This is a genomic window from Thermococcus sp. ES12, assembly GCF_012027515.1.
GTDB lineage: Archaea > Methanobacteriota_B > Thermococci > Thermococcales > Thermococcaceae > Thermococcus > Thermococcus barossii.
This window is the reverse complement of sequence record NZ_SNUP01000002.1, coordinates 143,047-159,442: the sequence shown is the minus strand read 5'-3', so window position 1 is coordinate 159,442 and position 16,396 is coordinate 143,047. Positions and strand designations below refer to the sequence as shown.

Annotated in this window: 17 protein-coding genes; 10 read left to right on the top strand and 7 right to left on the bottom strand. The window is 56.4% G+C overall.

Annotated elements, in window-relative coordinates:
* Positions 1 to 79: 79 nt before the first annotated feature.
* Both lysS and E3E37_RS05625 read left to right on the top strand, forming a co-directional pair.
* Positions 80 to 1,660, top strand: coding sequence for a lysine--tRNA ligase (gene lysS / locus E3E37_RS05630; RefSeq protein WP_167716310.1), 1,581 nt, complete (start codon positions 80 to 82; stop codon positions 1,658 to 1,660).
* 122 nt (positions 1,661 to 1,782) lie between these two features.
* The gene (locus E3E37_RS05625; protein WP_167716308.1) at positions 1,783 to 2,367 is read left to right on the top strand and encodes an indolepyruvate oxidoreductase subunit beta; all 585 of its coding nucleotides are present in this window, start codon (positions 1,783 to 1,785) and stop codon (positions 2,365 to 2,367) included.
* A 10-nt stretch (positions 2,368 to 2,377) separates the two neighbouring features.
* Here E3E37_RS05625 and E3E37_RS05620 read toward each other — a convergent pair whose 3' ends face one another.
* Positions 2,378 to 3,544 carry an MFS transporter gene (locus tag E3E37_RS05620; protein WP_167715666.1) on the bottom strand — a complete coding sequence of 389 codons (1,167 nt, stop codon included), beginning with the start codon at positions 3,542 to 3,544 and terminating at the stop codon, positions 2,378 to 2,380.
* Between the two features lie 88 nt (positions 3,545 to 3,632).
* Here E3E37_RS05620 and E3E37_RS05615 point away from each other — a divergent pair, with 88 nt between their 5' ends.
* The 4 genes from E3E37_RS05615 to E3E37_RS05600 all read left to right on the top strand — a co-directional run bounded on the left by E3E37_RS05615 (position 3,633) and on the right by E3E37_RS05600 (position 7,668).
* Positions 3,633 to 4,547, top strand: a complete 915-nt coding sequence (locus E3E37_RS05615; protein ID WP_088865255.1) for a phosphate uptake regulator PhoU — start codon at positions 3,633 to 3,635, stop codon at positions 4,545 to 4,547.
* Between the two features lie 66 nt (positions 4,548 to 4,613).
* The gene (locus E3E37_RS05610) at positions 4,614 to 5,534 is read left to right on the top strand and encodes an isoaspartyl peptidase/L-asparaginase family protein (protein WP_167716306.1); all 921 of its coding nucleotides are present in this window, start codon (positions 4,614 to 4,616) and stop codon (positions 5,532 to 5,534) included.
* The gene (locus E3E37_RS05605; protein ID WP_167715664.1) at positions 5,534 to 6,718 is read left to right on the top strand and encodes an MFS transporter; all 1,185 of its coding nucleotides are present in this window, start codon (positions 5,534 to 5,536) and stop codon (positions 6,716 to 6,718) included. Before E3E37_RS05610 ends, E3E37_RS05605 begins: the two co-directional genes overlap by 1 nt.
* A gap of 2 nt (positions 6,719 to 6,720) precedes the next feature.
* Positions 6,721 to 7,668 (top strand): radical SAM protein, encoded by a 948-nt coding sequence (locus E3E37_RS05600; RefSeq protein ID WP_167715662.1) that lies wholly within the window; start codon positions 6,721 to 6,723, stop codon positions 7,666 to 7,668.
* Here the strand turns inward: E3E37_RS05600 and E3E37_RS05595 are convergent.
* Both E3E37_RS05595 and E3E37_RS05590 read right to left on the bottom strand, forming a co-directional pair.
* A complete protein-coding gene (locus E3E37_RS05595) occupies positions 7,658 to 8,149 on the bottom strand; it encodes a hypothetical protein (protein WP_167715660.1) in 492 nt (163 codons plus the stop codon). The two genes, E3E37_RS05600 and E3E37_RS05595, sit on opposite strands and share 11 nt — an antisense overlap.
* Positions 8,149 to 9,075 (bottom strand): serine/threonine-protein kinase RIO2, encoded by a 927-nt coding sequence (locus E3E37_RS05590; protein ID WP_088865250.1) that lies wholly within the window; start codon positions 9,073 to 9,075, stop codon positions 8,149 to 8,151. The genes E3E37_RS05595 and E3E37_RS05590 overlap by 1 nt, the downstream gene beginning before the upstream one ends.
* A gap of 98 nt (positions 9,076 to 9,173) precedes the next feature.
* On the opposite strand from E3E37_RS05590, the gene E3E37_RS05585 reads away from it, so the two are divergent.
* The gene (locus tag E3E37_RS05585) at positions 9,174 to 10,298 is read left to right on the top strand and encodes an MFS transporter (protein ID WP_167715658.1); all 1,125 of its coding nucleotides are present in this window, start codon (positions 9,174 to 9,176) and stop codon (positions 10,296 to 10,298) included.
* Here E3E37_RS05585 and E3E37_RS05580 read toward each other — a convergent pair.
* Positions 10,285 to 11,481 carry a proteasome-activating nucleotidase gene (locus E3E37_RS05580; protein WP_167715656.1) on the bottom strand — a complete coding sequence of 399 codons (1,197 nt, stop codon included), beginning with the start codon at positions 11,479 to 11,481 and terminating at the stop codon, positions 10,285 to 10,287. The genes E3E37_RS05585 and E3E37_RS05580 overlap by 14 nt on opposite strands.
* 219 nt (positions 11,482 to 11,700) lie before the next feature.
* Between E3E37_RS05580 and cas6 the strand changes: the two genes are divergently transcribed.
* Positions 11,701 to 12,450 (top strand): CRISPR-associated endoribonuclease Cas6, encoded by a 750-nt coding sequence (gene cas6, locus E3E37_RS05575; protein ID WP_088865247.1) that lies wholly within the window; start codon positions 11,701 to 11,703, stop codon positions 12,448 to 12,450.
* Here the strand turns inward: cas6 and E3E37_RS05570 are convergent.
* Positions 12,407 to 13,315 carry a glycosyltransferase 4 family protein gene (locus tag E3E37_RS05570; RefSeq protein ID WP_167715654.1) on the bottom strand — a complete coding sequence of 303 codons (909 nt, stop codon included), beginning with the start codon at positions 13,313 to 13,315 and terminating at the stop codon, positions 12,407 to 12,409. The genes cas6 and E3E37_RS05570 overlap by 44 nt on opposite strands.
* Before the next feature lie 56 nt (positions 13,316 to 13,371).
* Here E3E37_RS05570 and E3E37_RS05565 point away from each other — a divergent pair, with 56 nt between their 5' ends.
* Positions 13,372 to 14,694 carry a glycosyltransferase gene (locus E3E37_RS05565; protein WP_167715651.1) on the top strand — a complete coding sequence of 441 codons (1,323 nt, stop codon included), beginning with the start codon at positions 13,372 to 13,374 and terminating at the stop codon, positions 14,692 to 14,694.
* A 5-nt stretch (positions 14,695 to 14,699) separates the two neighbouring features.
* Positions 14,700 to 15,065, top strand: a complete 366-nt coding sequence (locus E3E37_RS05560) for a DUF2304 domain-containing protein (RefSeq protein ID WP_088865244.1) — start codon at positions 14,700 to 14,702, stop codon at positions 15,063 to 15,065.
* On the opposite strand, the gene E3E37_RS05555 is transcribed toward E3E37_RS05560, so the two are convergent.
* Complete coding sequence (locus E3E37_RS05555) at positions 15,062 to 15,598, bottom strand: cytidine/deoxycytidylate deaminase family protein (protein ID WP_167715649.1); 537 nt, start codon at positions 15,596 to 15,598, stop codon at positions 15,062 to 15,064. The two genes, E3E37_RS05560 and E3E37_RS05555, sit on opposite strands and share 4 nt — an antisense overlap.
* A gap of 6 nt (positions 15,599 to 15,604) precedes the next feature.
* The gene (locus E3E37_RS05550; protein WP_088865242.1) at positions 15,605 to 16,390 is read right to left on the bottom strand and encodes a M48 family metallopeptidase; all 786 of its coding nucleotides are present in this window, start codon (positions 16,388 to 16,390) and stop codon (positions 15,605 to 15,607) included.
* Positions 16,391 to 16,396 lie beyond the last annotated feature (6 nt).

Sequence of the window (16,396 nt, the reverse complement as noted above, 5' to 3'; positions counted from 1 at the left end):
AAAATTTTCCCTCTTCAAGTTGTTTTGACGCAAGCTTAAGCTTAAAAGCCCCTCCGCAGAGCTAAGCCCGGTGGTGAGAATGGTTCACTGGGCGGATTACATGGCTGAAAAGATAATTCGTGAACGTGGTGATAAGGAGGAGTACGTCGTCGAGAGCGGGATAACGCCGAGCGGTTACGTTCACATAGGCAACTTCCGCGAGTTCTTCACGGCCTACATAGTGGGCCACGCTTTGAGGGACAGGGGGAAGAAGGTCAGGCACATCCACATGTGGGACGACTACGACCGCTTTAGAAAGGTGCCGAAGAACGTTCCAGCGGAGTGGAAGGAGCACCTCACGAAGCCGGTCAGGGAAGTCCCGGACCCATGGGGCTGTCACGATAGCTACGCCGAGCACTTCATGGAGCTCTTTGAGAGTGAGGTGGAGAAACTTGGAATTGAGGTGGACTTCCTCCATGCCTACGAGTTGTACAAGTCAGGGGAATACGCCGAGGAGATAAGGACGGCTCTTACCAAGCGCGGCGAGATAAAGGCCATACTCGACAAGTACCGCGAGAGAGCGAAGCAACCCCCTCTGGAGGAAGACTGGCAGCCGGTTATGGTTTACTGCCCGAGTTGCAGGAGGGAGGCTGAGTTCGTAGCCTGGGACGGCGAGTGGAAAGTTTCTTACCGCTGTCCCCACTGCGGGAGCGAGGGCGAGACCGACATAAGGGAGGGCAACGTCAAGCTAAGGTGGAGAGTTGACTGGCCGATGCGCTGGGCACACTTCAAGGTGGACTTCGAGCCCGCTGGAAAGGACCACCTAGCCGCTGGAAGCTCATACGACACGGGAAAGGAGATATCCGAGAAGGTCTTTGGCTGGAGGGCACCCCTCACTTTGATGTACGAGTTCGTTGGAATCAAGGGGCAGAAGGGCAAGATGAGTGGCTCGAAGGGTAATGTGATACTCCTCAGCGACCTCTACGAGGTTCTTGAGCCAGGAATAATCCGCTTCATCTACGCCAAGGCGAGGCCCAACAAGGAGCTCAAGATAGACCTTGGCCTCGGCCTGCTCAACCTCTACGACGAGTTTGACAGGGTGGAGCGCATCTACTTTGGCATTGAACGGGCCAAGAATCCCGAGGAGGAGGCCGAGCTGAAGAGAACCTACGAGCTTTCGATGCCGAGGGTTCCGGAGAGGCTGATAGCACAGGCTCCCTTCAGGTTCCTCGTTACACTCGTCCAGATGCCGCATCTGGACGAAAACGGAATAATTCGCGTCCTCCAGGAGCAGGGGCACGTTCCTGGGGAGCTGAGCAGTGAGGACGTTGAGCGCATAAGGCTCCGCATAAGGCTCGCCAGAAACTGGGTTGAGAAGTACGCTCCCGACAACGTGAAGTTCAGCATCCTGAAGAGGCCACCTGAGATCGAGCTGAAGCCCGAGGTCGGGGAGGCCATGCTCGAGGTCGCGGAGTGGCTCGAGGGCCGCGAGAAGTTCACCGTTGATGAACTCAACAACGCGCTTTACGATGCCGCCAAGAAGCGTGGGATACCCAGCAAGGAGTGGTTCAGAGCACTCTACAACCTCTTCATTGGAAAGGATCGCGGTCCGAGACTGGCCCCGTTCCTTGCCTCGCTCGATAAGGAGTTCGTTGTTAAGCGCCTTCGCTTAGAAGGCTGATTTGAGTTCTTACAAATCTTTTCGCCATTTTCCTGTGGTATTTTCGGGCTTTAATCCAGCCAGTCGAATGTTCTTGACAACAGGTTTTTATCCGCTCCCTCCAATGCATTTCGGTGGTGCCCATGGAGTTCAACCTCATAATCACCGGAGTCGGCGGTCAGGGCGGTTTAACGCTCTCGCGCATAGTCGGGAACGCGGCGATGCACGAGGGCTACAACGTCCGCATAGGAGAGACCCTTGGAATGAGCCAGCGCTACGGGAGCGTTCTGAGCTACCTGCGCTTTGGAGAGGAGGTCTACTCGCCCCTCATCGAGGAGGGCAAGGCCAACCTCATGCTGGCCCTCGAGCCGGCCGAGGCACTAAGGAACGCCCGCTTTCTGGGTAAAAGCAGCGTGGCCGTCATCAACGCATACCCCATACACACCGCAACGACCCTCGTCGGCAAGGAGCGCTATCCGGAACTCAATGAAATCGAGGAAGCGGTAGCAAAAATTTGCCCGGTTCACATGATGAACTTCCAGCGCGAGGCGGATAGGATAAACCCCAGAACGCTTGGAGTTTTAATGCTCGGATACGCCTATGGAAATGGCCTCCTACCGCTCAGGAAGGAGTCCCTCTACGAGGGTATAAGGCTCACCCTGAGGGAAAAGCTCTGGGAGGTCAACTTCAGGGCCCTGGAGCGGGGAATCGAACTCGCGAAGGGCTGAGCTTTTCTTTTCACTTGTTGTGCTTTATAAAGAAGGCGTAGAATATCGCCGTCGCTATCACGTAGAGCGTCGCCGTTGCGTAGAAGGGATAACTCAGGGACATTCCGAAGAGCAGACCGCCGACGTAGTTCCCGCCGCCGCGCATAAAGGTGGAGAAGGCTCTTCTGATTCCCGCCGCGGTCGCCTTCTCCTCCGTTGAGAAGAATCCCATCATGAAGGAGTCGTTTATGGGCCACACGATGTTCATGAGGATCGAGCGGATTATGTAGAGGGCCGCCGCCAGCAAGAAGGTCTCTATCGAGGGGAATATAGCGAAGAGAAAGGCCGCCATGCTCTGGAAGGACGTTATGACCCTCACCGGCCCTATCCTGTGAACCAGCCTCGGAAGGCCGAAGGAGCCCAGGCCCATCGCCAGCTGCTGGAGGAAGAATACTCCGCTTATAGCCGCGAGCGTCTGTCCGAACTGGAGCTTGAAGTAGAGGCTCATGTAGGGTATCGTTATTCCGGCACCGAAGCCTATCAGAGCACTCGGCAGGGAAAACTTGAGCATCTTCACGACCAGCTCGCGGCTCCAGTTTATCTTCGGGTTCCTGACCGGGACGTCGCTTATCATGAGCAGCGCCGGGATCACGAGGGCGAACTGGAGGAGCGCAAGCGAGACGACCAGCCGGTAGGCGGTCCCCTCACTCACCCCCAGTTCGGTGAAGAAGTCGGGTGCAAAGCCCGCTATCAGGACTCCGAGGGCGTTGAATATTGTTCCTAGGCCAAAGCTTATCGAGAAGGCGTGGTGCCTCTGCCCCTCTCCGACCTCCTCACTGAGGAGGGCGGTAAAGTTTGGCTGTCTCATACCAATGTTGGCGCCGACAAGGAAAAACCCAAGGGCGAGGACGTAGTCGTTTACCGCCGCCACCTGGAGGAGTCTCCCGGCCAGCCCAAGGAGGGCGGAGATGATGAGGGTTTTTCTGTAGCCAAGCCTAAGTGAAACCTGACCCGCTATCAGGAAGAACAGCCCGCCGGTAAACGTCTGTATCGAGAAGAACGTCCCCATCTGTGCCATGTCGTAGCCGAGAACGGCCAGATAGAACGGCATAATGAATATGGAGAACTGGAGGAAGAGCTGACCCGCTGCGTTCGCCGCTATGAGTATCTTCGCGTCCCTGCCGTAGCCTGAGAGCATGGTGAAACGTCCCTCATAGCGTTTATAAGCCTATCGAATCGAAGCCTTTTATACCTCCCGCGCCTTCTATATATTGACGGTGATATCTATGGAGTTCCGGAAGATACAATTTACCGGCAGGAGTTCATACATAATCTCACTCCCCAAGAAGTGGGTCAGGGAGCACGGGCTTGCCCAGGGCGACGTCGTTCCGCTCCTCATAAACCCGGACGGCAGCATAACAATCTTCCCCAAGGAGCCAAGGGAGGTAAGCGAGAAGAAGATTCTGGACATCTCGAAGGAGTACTCGCCCGATATGGCGGTCAGGCTCGTTATCTCTGCCTACATCCAGGGCTACGACGTCCTTGAGATTCACCTCGTCGAGGAGATGCCCATATACAAGGTCAAGATAAGGAAGGTTCTCCAGAGCCTTCCGGGGGTCGAGATAATACTCGATGAGCCCCAGCGCATGGTCGCCAAGAGCCTGCTCGACGAGGAAGAGGTTAATCTCGCGGAGCTCCTCAACAGGATACGCTCCCTAATAATCTCTATGCTCGGTGACCTTGAGCTCCTCATTCAGAACCCCGGTGACGCCGAGATTCTACGCGACATAAACGACCTTGAGAACGAGCTGGACAGGTTCTACTTTCTCATAATCCGGGCGGTGAACAGACTGCTCAGCAAGCGCGGTGTTACAGAGGAGAGCGGCATAATCAGGAGAACCTTTGACCTGCTCGGCATACTCTTCATAGTCAGGAACATCGAGCGCATAGGGGATCACATAACGCGCATAGCCGAGAACCCCAGCGAGATAAACGTGACCTACCTGAAGGAGAAGTTCGAAGGGATGATGGCACAGATAGAGGAGAGGGACCTGGGCAAGATAGACAGGCTCATGCTCGAGCTGAAGGAGGAGATACGTTCCATCGACTACCGCCAGTCAATCGCGCTTGAGAGCTACCGCAGGATTCTCGAGTACCTTGAGAACATCGGCGAGACGATAATCAACATGGCGCTGAGCTGAGGTTCCTGTCTTTTCGTTTCCACAACCCTTTTAACCGTTCGAGGGCTTTTTATTACGGTGGTTCTCATGGTCGCGATAATAGTTCACGGCGGTGCCGGCACCATAAGAAAGGAGGAGCGCATCCCGAAGGTTATCGAGGGTGTCCGGGAGGCGGTTCTGGCAGGATGGCGTGAACTCAGGCGCGGTTCCGCCCTGGACGCGGTCGAGGAAGCGGTGAAGGCCCTTGAAGATAACCCACTCTTCAACGCTGGAACCGGCTCTGTTCTGACCCTCGACGGCAAGGTGGAGATGGATGCCGCTATAATGCGCGGAAAAACCCTCGATGCAGGAGCCGTTGCCGGAATCTGGGGGGTCCGGAACCCGATAAGCGTCGCGAGGAAGGTGATGGAGAAGACCGACCACGTGCTCCTCATCGGGGATGGTGCCGTGAAGTTCGCAAGGCTTCTCGGCTTCAAGGAGTACGACCCGGTTACCGACGAGAGGCTGAAGCAGTGGGAGGAGCTGAGGAAGAAGCTCATCGAGAGGGGCGAAACGAAGCACTGGAAGAAGCTGAACGAGCTCATCAAGGAGTACCCCGAAGTCCTCAGGAGCACGGTCGGAGCGGTAGCTTTCGACGGCGAGGAGGTAGTCGCTGGAACCTCAACCGGGGGAGTTTTCCTCAAGATGTTCGGAAGGGTTGGTGACACGCCGATAATCGGCGGCGGCACCTACGCCAACGAGGTTGCCGGGGCTTCCTGCACTGGCCTCGGCGAGGTCGCGATAAAGCTGGCGTTAGCCAAAAGTGCCACCGACTTCGTCAGATTAGGCATGGACGCCCAGAGCGCGAGCGAAGCCGCGATAAGCCTCGCGACCAAGTACTTTGGCCCCGATACCATGGGCATCATAATGGTTGACTCCAGGGGCAACGTCGGCTTCGCAAAGAACACCAAGCACATGAGCTACGCCTTCATGAGGGACGGCATGGAGGAACCGGAGGCTGGTGTTTAGTGGGCGCTACCAGGGACATCTGGTACCTGCACTTCGCGACGTTCTTCTTCTTTCTCGGAATAGCCCTAGTCGGTCCTCTCATATCGCCCTTCGCGATATCCCTCGGCGCCGACCCGTTTCTGGTTGGAATAGTCGCCGCGGTCTCCGCGGTCGTGGCCCTCGTGACGAAGCCCCTCGGCGGCTTCCTCGGCGACAGGGGGCTGAGGTTCCACCTGATGGTGGCCGGGACGGTTCTAGGCATCGTTGCCGGGGTTCTCTACGTGCTCTCCTACTACACATCCCAGCTCTGGCTCTTCGCCCTCGGCAGGGGGCTTCACGGTTTCGCGATGGGCATATTTTTTCCGCCGAACCTCTCCACGGCCATAGACCTCGCGCCTAAGGGCCGCGTTGGCGAGACCCTTGGCTGGAGGGGCACGATGTTCTCGCTCGGCAATCTCATCGGTCCCGCTTTGGGGGGCTACATAACCGACTTCTCGGGCTTCACCGTAGCCTTTTCAGTCGCGGCCTTTCTTTCGCTAGTCTCCACGCTTCTCGTCCTCAACGCCTACCGTCACGTGGGCAAGCACCTGCCCAGGCGGAGGAAGAGCGAGGAGAGGGCCAGCTACCGGCAGCTCCTCAGCCCCTTCTTCGTCTTCGCATCCCTTGGCCTGCTCTTCATGAGCCTCGCCTACAGCGGCCTCAACACGTTTTTGCCTGCCATCTACAAGGTCTCGGGCCTTGGAACGGCCGCCTTCGGGACTTACGCCAGCATAATGGGCGCCTCCTCCCTCTTTACAAGGGTCATAGGGGGAAGGCAGGCCGACCTCAGGGGCCCCGTCAAAGTAGCCTCTTTGGGTCTTTCCCTAATCATAGCGGCCTACGTTATTCTCAACGCTCGCCTCTTCCCTCCAGGGGCCTACGTCAGCGCCGCGATAATCGGAGCCGGCTTCGGTCTGGCCGTTCCGTCGCTCCAGATGATGGCCCTGGCCTACCTCCCCGAGAGGATACGCTCCTTTGGCTCGGGCATATACACGATGTTCTTCGACCTCGGTTTCCTCATCGGTCCGGTTCTCCTCGGTTACGTGGCCAAAGCTTCGGGCTACGGCGCCGTCTTTCCGCTTCTCCCCTGGATAGCCTTCCTGGCCCTGCTCTCGGTTCAGCTCCCAAGGTTTTTAAGCTCTGGAAGTGAGCCTGGTGGGGGGTAGAGATGCTCGTCAGGGTCTCCTACGGAACGGCGATAGCTATGGGACTGATAAGGGCCAGAATGCTTGCCAGACCAACCACCGCGTACCTCATGACCTACCATGAGGGTCGCTGTCGAAACAACTGCGCCTTCTGTCCCCAGGCGAGGGAGAGCAGGGCGGACCTGAAGAAGCTCTCCCGAATAACCTGGCCAGCTTTCGAGGTGGAGGAGGTCGTTGAGGCCCTGCCCTCGGGCCGCTTTGCGAGGATATGCCTCCAGACTGTTGACTATCCAGGTCTGGTTTCCGATGTTGTCGAGCTCCTCGACCTTTTCCAGCCGCTGGGCCTTCCGGTCTCGGTTTCGATAACCCCTGTGGGCAGGGATGTACTTGAGGAGTTCAAATCGAGGGGCGTTGACTACATTGGCGTCGGCCTGGATGTGGCCAGCGAAAGGCTCTACCCGGAGATAAAGGACTCCCTCTACTCGTGGGGCGAGATGTGGCGTTTCACGGAAGACGTCATCGGGGTGTTTGGTGAGGGGAGAGCTCTCGTGCACCTTATAATAGGCCTCGGCGAGACCGACAGGGAGGCAGTCGAGACCATCTGGAGGGCGTACTCAATGGGGGCCTGGGTTTCCCTCTTTGCCTTCACCCCCATAAGGGGAACCCGCCTTGAGAACTCGAAGCCTCCGAGCGTTGAGAGGTACAGGAGAATTCAGTTGGCCCATTACCTGATAAAAGAAGGGCTTGCAGAACCGGGAGATTTCGAGTTTGACGGGAATGGCTCCCTGGTGGGATTTGGACTCGGGAGGTACGAACTCGCCGAACTCGTTCCTCCGGAAGCGTTCGCCACCCACGGCTGTCCCGGCTGCAACAGGCCATATTACAACGAAAGACCAAAGAAAGAGCCCTACAACTTCCCAGAAAGTCCTGGCAGGGACTACGTGAGGCGCGTTCTGGACTCTATCCTTTGAGGAGCCCGATTATCTCGTTGAACTCTTCCAGCGAAAACCGCTCCTCGACCTTTTCTCCCCTCGCTATCCTCACGAGGGCTTGAACGAAGCGGTGGAGCTCCTCATCGTCCTTCACCAGGCCCAGCGTAACGTCCATTCCTTCGGCGATGTCGCCGAGCCTTTTCTCTTCCTTCATTATGAACAGAACGTCTCCGAGCCTCTTCACCCCGAGCCGGTACAGATCCTCGTTCGGGGCCCTGTGTATGCCCCTTAAGGCACACTTGACCGCTCCGCGGTAGTTGTCCTCCTGGAGGAAAATCTCCGCGAGTCTGAAGCAGGCCTCGAAGTAGAACTCCGGCTCTTCCTCCCTCGCGAGCTCCATTATCTCGTCAAGTTTCCACTTGGCGGTTTCAAGGTCTCTGGCGTTCTCCGCCTCTAGGGCCTCCCGGAAGAGCCTCATAATCCTCTCACGTCTGTTCAGCGGTTCGTATTTTATCACCATCATCCCTCACCCCTGCTCTCAAGCCAGGCCTCTTCAAATGCCGGCCAGATATCTTCAAATCTTCTCTCCACGCGCCACCTTCTCCTGAACGCGTTGAGGAGAACCGTGAGGTCCCTTTTGAGAAGCTCGTAGCTTTCGGGACGGGCCGTTGTAACGTACTGGGCCCAGTCAATTATCAGAACCCCTCCGTCGCTGGTCAGAACGACGTTGAACTCGCTCATGTCGGAATGAACTATGCCAAAGCGGACTATTTTGAGGTACTCCTCCAGAACGCGGTCGAGTATCTCACCGGCCTCCCCCTTCGTCAGGTCGGTATCCTTCAGCTCCGCCAGTTCGGTTCCGTCTATGAACTCCATAACGACCACGTGCCGGTTCCACGCTATCGGCCTCGGAACCCTGGCTATCGGGCTGAGCAGGGTCAGCGCCTCGTACTCCTTCTTCGCTATGAGCCTCGATACGTAGAGCCAGCTCGTGTGTCTCTTGTCCTGGAATACGTGCCCGTGATAGGCCGCTTTTCTCGATGCGGTTCTTCCACCGATGCGGTTGAACTTAACTGCCACCTTCTCGCCAGAGGGTGTCACCCCAACATAAACGTCGGCGTCCTTTCCAACGCCTATCTGGGCGGTGCTTATGGCCTCAACCACTCCCTTCCTGGCCAGGGCCCTTATCGCCAGAACATCGTAACCGTGTATCGTGAGCTGGTAACCGATGTAGCCTATATCGCTCCTCCGTCTGACCAGGGACATGTCATCGAGCTTGCCCAGCCTGAAGGATGCGGTTTCCACGTCAACCCTCGCGAACCTGGCTATGTCCTCCAGCGGGACCCACCTGTGGTGACGCATGTTCAGCTCTACCCCTCTGAGTATCCTGAAGTCCAGGTCACGTAGGTTGGGGTAGGCCTCAAGTGCCAGCAGCTTGCTCACCATCTCCCTTCCCTGAGGTCGGTTTCCGGCAGGGATTTATAAAGGTAGTTGGCCGTTCCTGTCCAACATGCTTTTAAACGTTAAACTGCTTATCGAAGAGCATGAGGAAGAAGCTCCTTGCCCTGGTAAGCCTCGGCTGGGTCTTCAACTACGCCCACAGGATGGCCATCCCGCCCCTTATTCCGATGATAAGGGCTGAGCTTGGCATAAGCAACGCCGAGGCGGGACTTCTGATGACAGCTCTATTGCTTCCCTACGCCTTAATACAGGTTCCCGCTGGTTATATCGGGGACCGCTTTGGCAGGAAGAGGCTCCTCGTCCTGAGCATAATCGGCTACTCCCTCTCATCGGCCCTCATAATTTTCGCACGTCATTACCGGGAGCTTCTCGCGGTCCGGGCGCTGTACGGCATCTTCTCCGGTCTGTACTACGCCCCGGCCACCGCGCTTATAAGCGATGTTTACAGGGAGAGGAAGGGCTCCGCACTGGGCGTCTTCATGGTGGGCCCTCCAGTGGGGAGCGGGTTGGCTCCTCTGATAGCCGTCCCGGTGGCGATGAATCTTGAGTGGAGATACGCCTTTCTTGTGCTCTCGGCCATGAGCCTCGTAATTGGCGTTGCCCTAGCCTTCGCCGTCAGGGGGGAGGTCTCCAGGCCCTCCGGGGTTAGGTTCTCAATCCCGAAGAACGTTTTCCTTCTCAGCGCCGCGAACTTCATAGTTCTAGCGGCTTTCTTTGGTCTCCTCACGTTTCTGGTTTCTTTCCTCGTGAGCTCCGGCGTTTCTTTTGAGACGGCATCCCTGCTGTTCTCCCTCCTTTCCGTTATAGGGATAGCCGGCTCTCTATTCGGCGGCCGGCTGTACGACAGAATAGGAAGGGAAAGCATCGCCGTGGTCTTCGGGCTCAACGCCCTCCTGACCCTTCTCCTGGCCCTCACGGCTTCCCCCTGGGTGATAATCCCCCTCGGGTTAACGTTTTACTCAGTGGGCGCCGTAGTCACAGCGTACACCTCGGAAAAAGCAACCGGAGAAAATCTCGGCTCCGTCATGGGCTTCGTCAACATGGTTGGATTCTTCGGTGCAACGGTGGGTCCGTACCTGACAGGGCTCCTCATCGACGGTTTCGGCTACGCAAGGGCCTTTCTCTCGATACCCGTCATGTACCTGCTGGCGTGGGGAATAATCCGGGTGGAAGAAAAGCTGGAAAGAAAGGAAATCAGCCGTACATGACCTCGTGCATGGCTATCTGCTGGGCCAGCCTCTGTTCCGCCCCGAAAACCTTCTCTATTGCCTTGAGGAAGTCATCCTGGGTGACATATTCGCGCCTCGCCCTTATGGCGAACATTCCCGCCTCGGTCGCTATGGCCTTCAAATCGGCACCGCTCGCTCCTTCGGTCATCTCCGCTATGATGCGCAGGTCAACGTCCCTGAGGTTCATCTTCCTCGTGTGCACCTTGAGTATCTCCAGCCTTCCCTTGAAGTCCGGGAGCGGGACCTCTATGAGCCTGTCGAACCTACCGGGTCTCAGCAGGGCGGGGTCGAGTATGTCCGGCCTGTTGGTTGCAGCGATAACCTTAACGTTTCCACGCGGGTCAAAGCCGTCCATCTCGGCGAGAAGTTGCATTAGGGTTCTGTTCACTTCCCTCTCGCCGCCGGTGGTTTCGTCCATCCTCTTCGCTCCGATGGCGTCTATCTCGTCTATGAATATTATCGTCGGGGCCTTCTCCTTGGCGAGTTCGAACAGCTCGTGAACCAAGCGGGCGCCCTCGCCGATGAACTTCCTCACCAGCTCGCTGCCGACGACCTTTATGAAGGTGGCGTTGACCTCGTGGGCGAGGGCCTTTGCCATGAGGGTCTTTCCACAGCCCGGAGGACCATAGAGGAGAACACCCTTTGGCGGTTCGATTCCGACCTTCTCGAAGAGCTCCGGGTGCCTGAGTGGGAGCTCTACCGCCTCTCTCAGCTCCTGAAGCTGTTTGTCCAGACCTCCGACGTCCTTGTAGCTAACCTCAGGCCTCTCGATGACCTCGAAGCCGAGAACGCTCGGATCCTTCTCGCTGGGGAGGACCTCCACGACGGCCATCGTTCTCTGGTCAAGGGCAACCCTTGCCCCTGGTCTCAGATTTTCCCGCTCTATCCAGGGGGCTATTCTTACAACGAAGCGCGGTCCGTTGTAGTTCTGGACTATTGCCCTGTCCTCGTCAAGCAGTTCGAGGAGCGTGCCCGCGAAGGCAGGGGGTTGCCTCAGTCTAGACATCTCCATCCTGAGGCGGGAAAGCTCCCTCTCCAGCCTCTCTTTATCGGCCTCCAGGGTTCTCACCTGGAGTTCAAGCTGTCTAATCCTCCTTTTGAGATACATGATGTAATCATCGTACTCGTCCGATGGTTTAACTCCGACGTCTTCAACGCTCATAACCTTTCACCTCTCACGTTTCAAACTGTGTAGAAGGGTCTTTTTAACTCTATCCTTTCCATGCATGCTTTGGGGCACCCGGCTTTATATACCTTTGGTGCGGAACGTGCGGATTTTTCCTGACTTAATTTTGAAGTAATGGAACCATGGTTTATTTGCGAAATTCTTATTAACTTCGAGTACCAACTATAAAGGGGTTATAGCAAGGGGTGGGATGTAATGAGAGTTGAGATAAAGTTCAGGCCCGCAAAGGAGGGCACGATTCTCCCGTTCAACTATAACTATGACGTTTACACCCAGCTTCTTGAGAAAATGGCCATAGTTTCGCCCGAGATAGCCCGGGAGGCTGAGGTGAGTCACGTTGATTACTTCACCTTCTCCCGTATCATGGTCAGGAAGCGTGAACTTATCCCCGATAAGGGAATAAAGGTGCTCTCCGATGACGTTTCCCTTTACGTCTCGTCTTCCTCCAGCGAGCTGATAAAGGCCGTGGTTGAAGGCTTCATTGACAGCCCGGTTCTCCAGCTGGGCGATGCGGCCTTCATAGCGGACGACATCAAAATCTTGAAGGAGCCCAGAATACGGGATGGGGCGCTCTTTTCAACGCTCAGCCCGATAATGGTAAGAACGGTCAAGCTGAGCGGCAACAAGATGAAGATATGGGACCTGTATCCAAGCGAGGAGGCCTTCTTCGACAAGCTCCGCAAGGTCATGCTGATGCGCTACTCGGCAATAATGGGCTCTATGCCCGAGGAGAGGGACTTCACGATAGAGGTGATAAAGTTCAAACCCGTCAGGATACTGGTAAGGGATACCTACTACCGCGGCTCCCTCATGATATTCCGCTACCATGGCTCCCTGGAGATAGCCCGCTTCGGCTATGAAAACGGCTTCGGTGAAAAGACCCGCTACGGCTTTGGAATGGTCAAAGTGATTGATGAAGAACCCAGACGAGAAGGCCAAGAGTGAGTTCTATCAGCCACACAACCGCGACCAGTTTGGGCTCAGTCACTTTAACCCTTCTCATTATCATTCCCAGAAAGCTGGGATACGGGGGTGCCTGAAGGGTCCCGTCTGGCAGGACCATCGTTCTCCCGTGCCTCCTTACGCCAAAACGAACTCTCGTTGCCTTTATCGTGAAGTCCAGAAAGTGGGGAAGCAGGAGCAGCGCCGCGTACGCCTCGACCTTTCCAGCAATCGCCACGAGGCCTACGAGTGCCCCAACGCTGAGAGTTCCGGTGTCGCCCGGAAAAACCCTTGCGGGGTATCTGTTCCACCAGAGAAATCCGAGAATCACTCCCAGGCCGGCAAGGGCAACTAACCTCGCCTCTCCATCTGTTATAACTGCCAGAACACCGAGGATTATGGCGGACGTCCCCATCTCCAGGCCGTTGAAGCCGGCCAGCAGGTTCACCAGGTTTGCCGAGCCGGTGACGAAGAGTACCGCGAAGAGGGGATACAGGATGCCGAGATTGATGGTGTAGCCGAATACGTTAATCTCCGGGGCGATGTTGAAAAAGGCCACCGGAACCGAGACTATAAGTGAGAGAACGACCTTGTGAAGCTGTCTCAGGTTCGTCAGGTCATCCACGATTCCAACGACCCCGAAGAGCAGGAAGACCATGAGAATCCTCGCGATTTCCCCGCTCACGAAGGGTGCCAGGGCCACGGGGAGTGACAGGAGAACGGCCAGGCCCCCCATTTCCGCAACTTCCGGCTGATTCACCTTGTGAATGTCTCTCCCGACGATTCCGGCTTTTTTCATCCTCGCGGCTATATATGGGGTTAGGATGAGCGTCAGGGTTAAACCTATAAGCGGAGCGGCCGCTATCATATTTGGACACCCTGATTCCTTAGGACTGGCCAAAAATAAACCCTTCGGTGGACACCATGGACGTGAGGCTCGTAGTTTTTGACCTCGACGGGACGCTGGTCGGTGCGCCCAAACCCTTTGCGGAATTGAAGGAGGAGCTCAAATCAAGGCTCTCCGAGATGGGGATACCCGAGGAAACCCTCGGCGACCTGACCCCCATGTACGAGAACCTGCTGAGGCTCTCAAGAGAGACCGGAAGGGACTTCGGGGAGCTTTATTCCATCCTGGTCGAGCTTGAGGTCGAAAGGATAAGGGACAGCTTCCTCTTCGATGGAGTTCTTGACGTTCTGAATTTCCTGCGGGATAGGGGTGTTGAGATGGCGATAATGACAAGAAGCTCCCGTGAGGCGACCATGAAGGCTCTGGAGATGCATGGCATTTCTGAGTATTTTTCACTGGTCTCGACGCGGGACGACGTCTCCCCTGAGGAGCTCAAACCGAAGGCCGGTCAGCTGGAACGAATAATAGGTGCCTTTGGCGTTGAACCCACCAGGGTTCTGGTCGTTGGCGACCACGGCTACGACATCCTACCGGCCAGGGAAATCGGAGCGCTGAGCGTCATGATAACCGGCCATACCGCCGGAAGGATGAGCTTCTCGGTGGATTCCACGCCCGACTTCGAAGTGCAGGATATGAAGGGTCTCCTGTCCCTCCTGGAGAACATTCTGAACACCTACGTCGTAGTGCCGGCCTACAACGAGGAGAAGACCCTGGGGGGCGTCTTGGACGATCTTCTCCGGTACTTCCGGCGGGAGGAAATAGTTGTCGTCAACGATGGCTCCAGAGACAGAACTAGGGAGATAGCCCGCTCGAAGGGTGTTCACGTTCTCACGCACCTGGTCAACAGGGGACTGGGCGGTGCTCTCGGAACAGGAATCGCATACGCCCTCAGGCGGAATGCTAGGCTTATACTGACGTTCGACGCCGACGGCCAGCACCTCGTGAGCGACGCCCTGCGCGTCATGAAGCCCGTCGCCGAGGGGTTGGCAGACTTTGCCGTCGGTTCGAGGCTGAAGGGAGACACCAGCCAGATGCCGTTCGTAAAGCGCTTTGGAAACTTCGTTCTCGATGCGATAACAGCCGCCTTTGCCGGGAAGTACGTGAGCGACAGTCAGAGCGGGTTGAGATGTCTCAGCAGGGATTGCGCGGCCAGGATAAGGATAACCTGCGACCGCTATGCGGTTTCGAGTGAGATTATAATTGAAGCGGCCAAAAATCGGTGCCGCATCGTTGAAGTGCCCATTCGGGCCGTTTATACCGAGTACTCGATGAAGAAGGGAACGAACGTATTGGAGGGAGTTAAGATAGCCCTCAACCTGCTCTTCGACAAGCTGAGGTGATGGGGATGTATGCCGTTCAGTACATAGCCATAGTGGTCGTGCTGGCCCTGATGCTGTACGTGATGGGCAAGTACGGGAAGAAGGAGTTCGAGTGGGGCGATTTCCTCTTTTGGGAGTCCCTCCTCGTGGTGATGCTCCTCATAGCGATATTTCCGATAGAGATTGCAATGGCGATAAAGCAGCTGCTCGGACTTGGCAGGGGTCTCGATGCCCTCTTTGTGGTGGGAATAGGTCTCTCCTACCTGTTAATTCTCAAGGTCTATGTGGCGGTGGACAGGACGGAGAGGGAGATAACCGAGCTGACGAGAAAGGTGGCCATAGAGCTGGAGGAGATAAACGAGAAGCTGGAGAAAATCGAGGAAAAACTCTAATCCACGAACTCCCCGAAGAGCTCCTCCAGAAATGCCTTCACCCTCTCCTTTGGGAGCCTGAACTGCCTTATCCTGACTATTCCCTTCTCCTGTGCCTCCCTCAGGAGGATTTCCGTCGCCTCGTTGGGGTACATCTCCTCGTAAACTATCTCCCTTATGCCGGCGTTTATCACCAGCTTGAAGCAGGTGTCGCAGGGGAAGTGGGTGACGTAGAGCGTCGCTCCCTCAAGGCTTATGCCCTTCCTTGCCGCCATGGCTATGACGTTCTGCTCCGCGTGAACCGCCCTGTGGCAGTGGCCATCAACGATGAGACAGCCCACGTCAATGCAGTGCTCCATGCCTCTCGGGGCCCCGTTGTAGCCGGTCGCAAGGATGTAGCCGTCCTTTACAGCAACCGCGCCCACCCTGAGGCGAGGACAGGTCGCCCTCAGTGAAACGAGCTTGGCTATGAGCATGAAGTACTCGTCCTTGGTCGGACGTATGCGCTTTATTCTCTCGGCCCTTTCCCTGTCCAGTACTATCTCCACCGCCATGGGGCATCACTGCATCATGCGCTGGTTGAACATATTGTTGCCGTGAATTTCAACGAGTATCCTGAATATCCTCTCATCGTAGCTCGGGTGGGTTTCTATCCTCGGAACCTTCTGGCGCCTCTCTATGGAGGGCTCTATGCTGGGCACGGCGCTCAGCCTTACATCGGCCCTCAGGTCCTCATAGTACTTGAGCTCCTCAAGGGCGTGCTTTAGGCTCATGGGCACGTCCAGGAGTCTGAGAGCCGACTCGTCTGCCAGGAATTCCCTGCCCTTAAGGAAGTTTGCCCTGGCGACCTCGTAGAGGCCGTAGAGGAGCAGTGCCGCCAGCGTAACGCTCGGCCTGTGTGCGAGGAGTATCAGGATTCCGGTGAAAACCATCATGAGGTACCTGCCGTACGCCAGTACTGGGAACACCTTTGTGTCACCGTTCTTTATGTGGCCGAGCTCGTGGGCGGCAACGGCAAGAATCTCCTCCCTGTCGAGCACCTCGAAGAGGCCGAGGGAGAGCACTATGGTGTTTTTGAAGGAGTACGCGTTCGGTATGTAGTCGTCCAGAATGTATATCCTGGGCATTGGGATCCCGGCTTTTCTGGCCATCTCTGCTATGCCGTCGTAGAGCCAGGGCATCTCGCTTCTCTGGAGGGTCACGTAGTTGCCCTTGACCTCCCTTGTGGATACCCAGAAGTAGAGGAGCAATATGGAGCCGAAGGCGGCCGCTGCTATCTTGAGGCCAAGCTCCTTTAGGGCCATCACCGCCAGTAAAACCTCAAGGGCCATGATGATGAACAGCATCTTTCA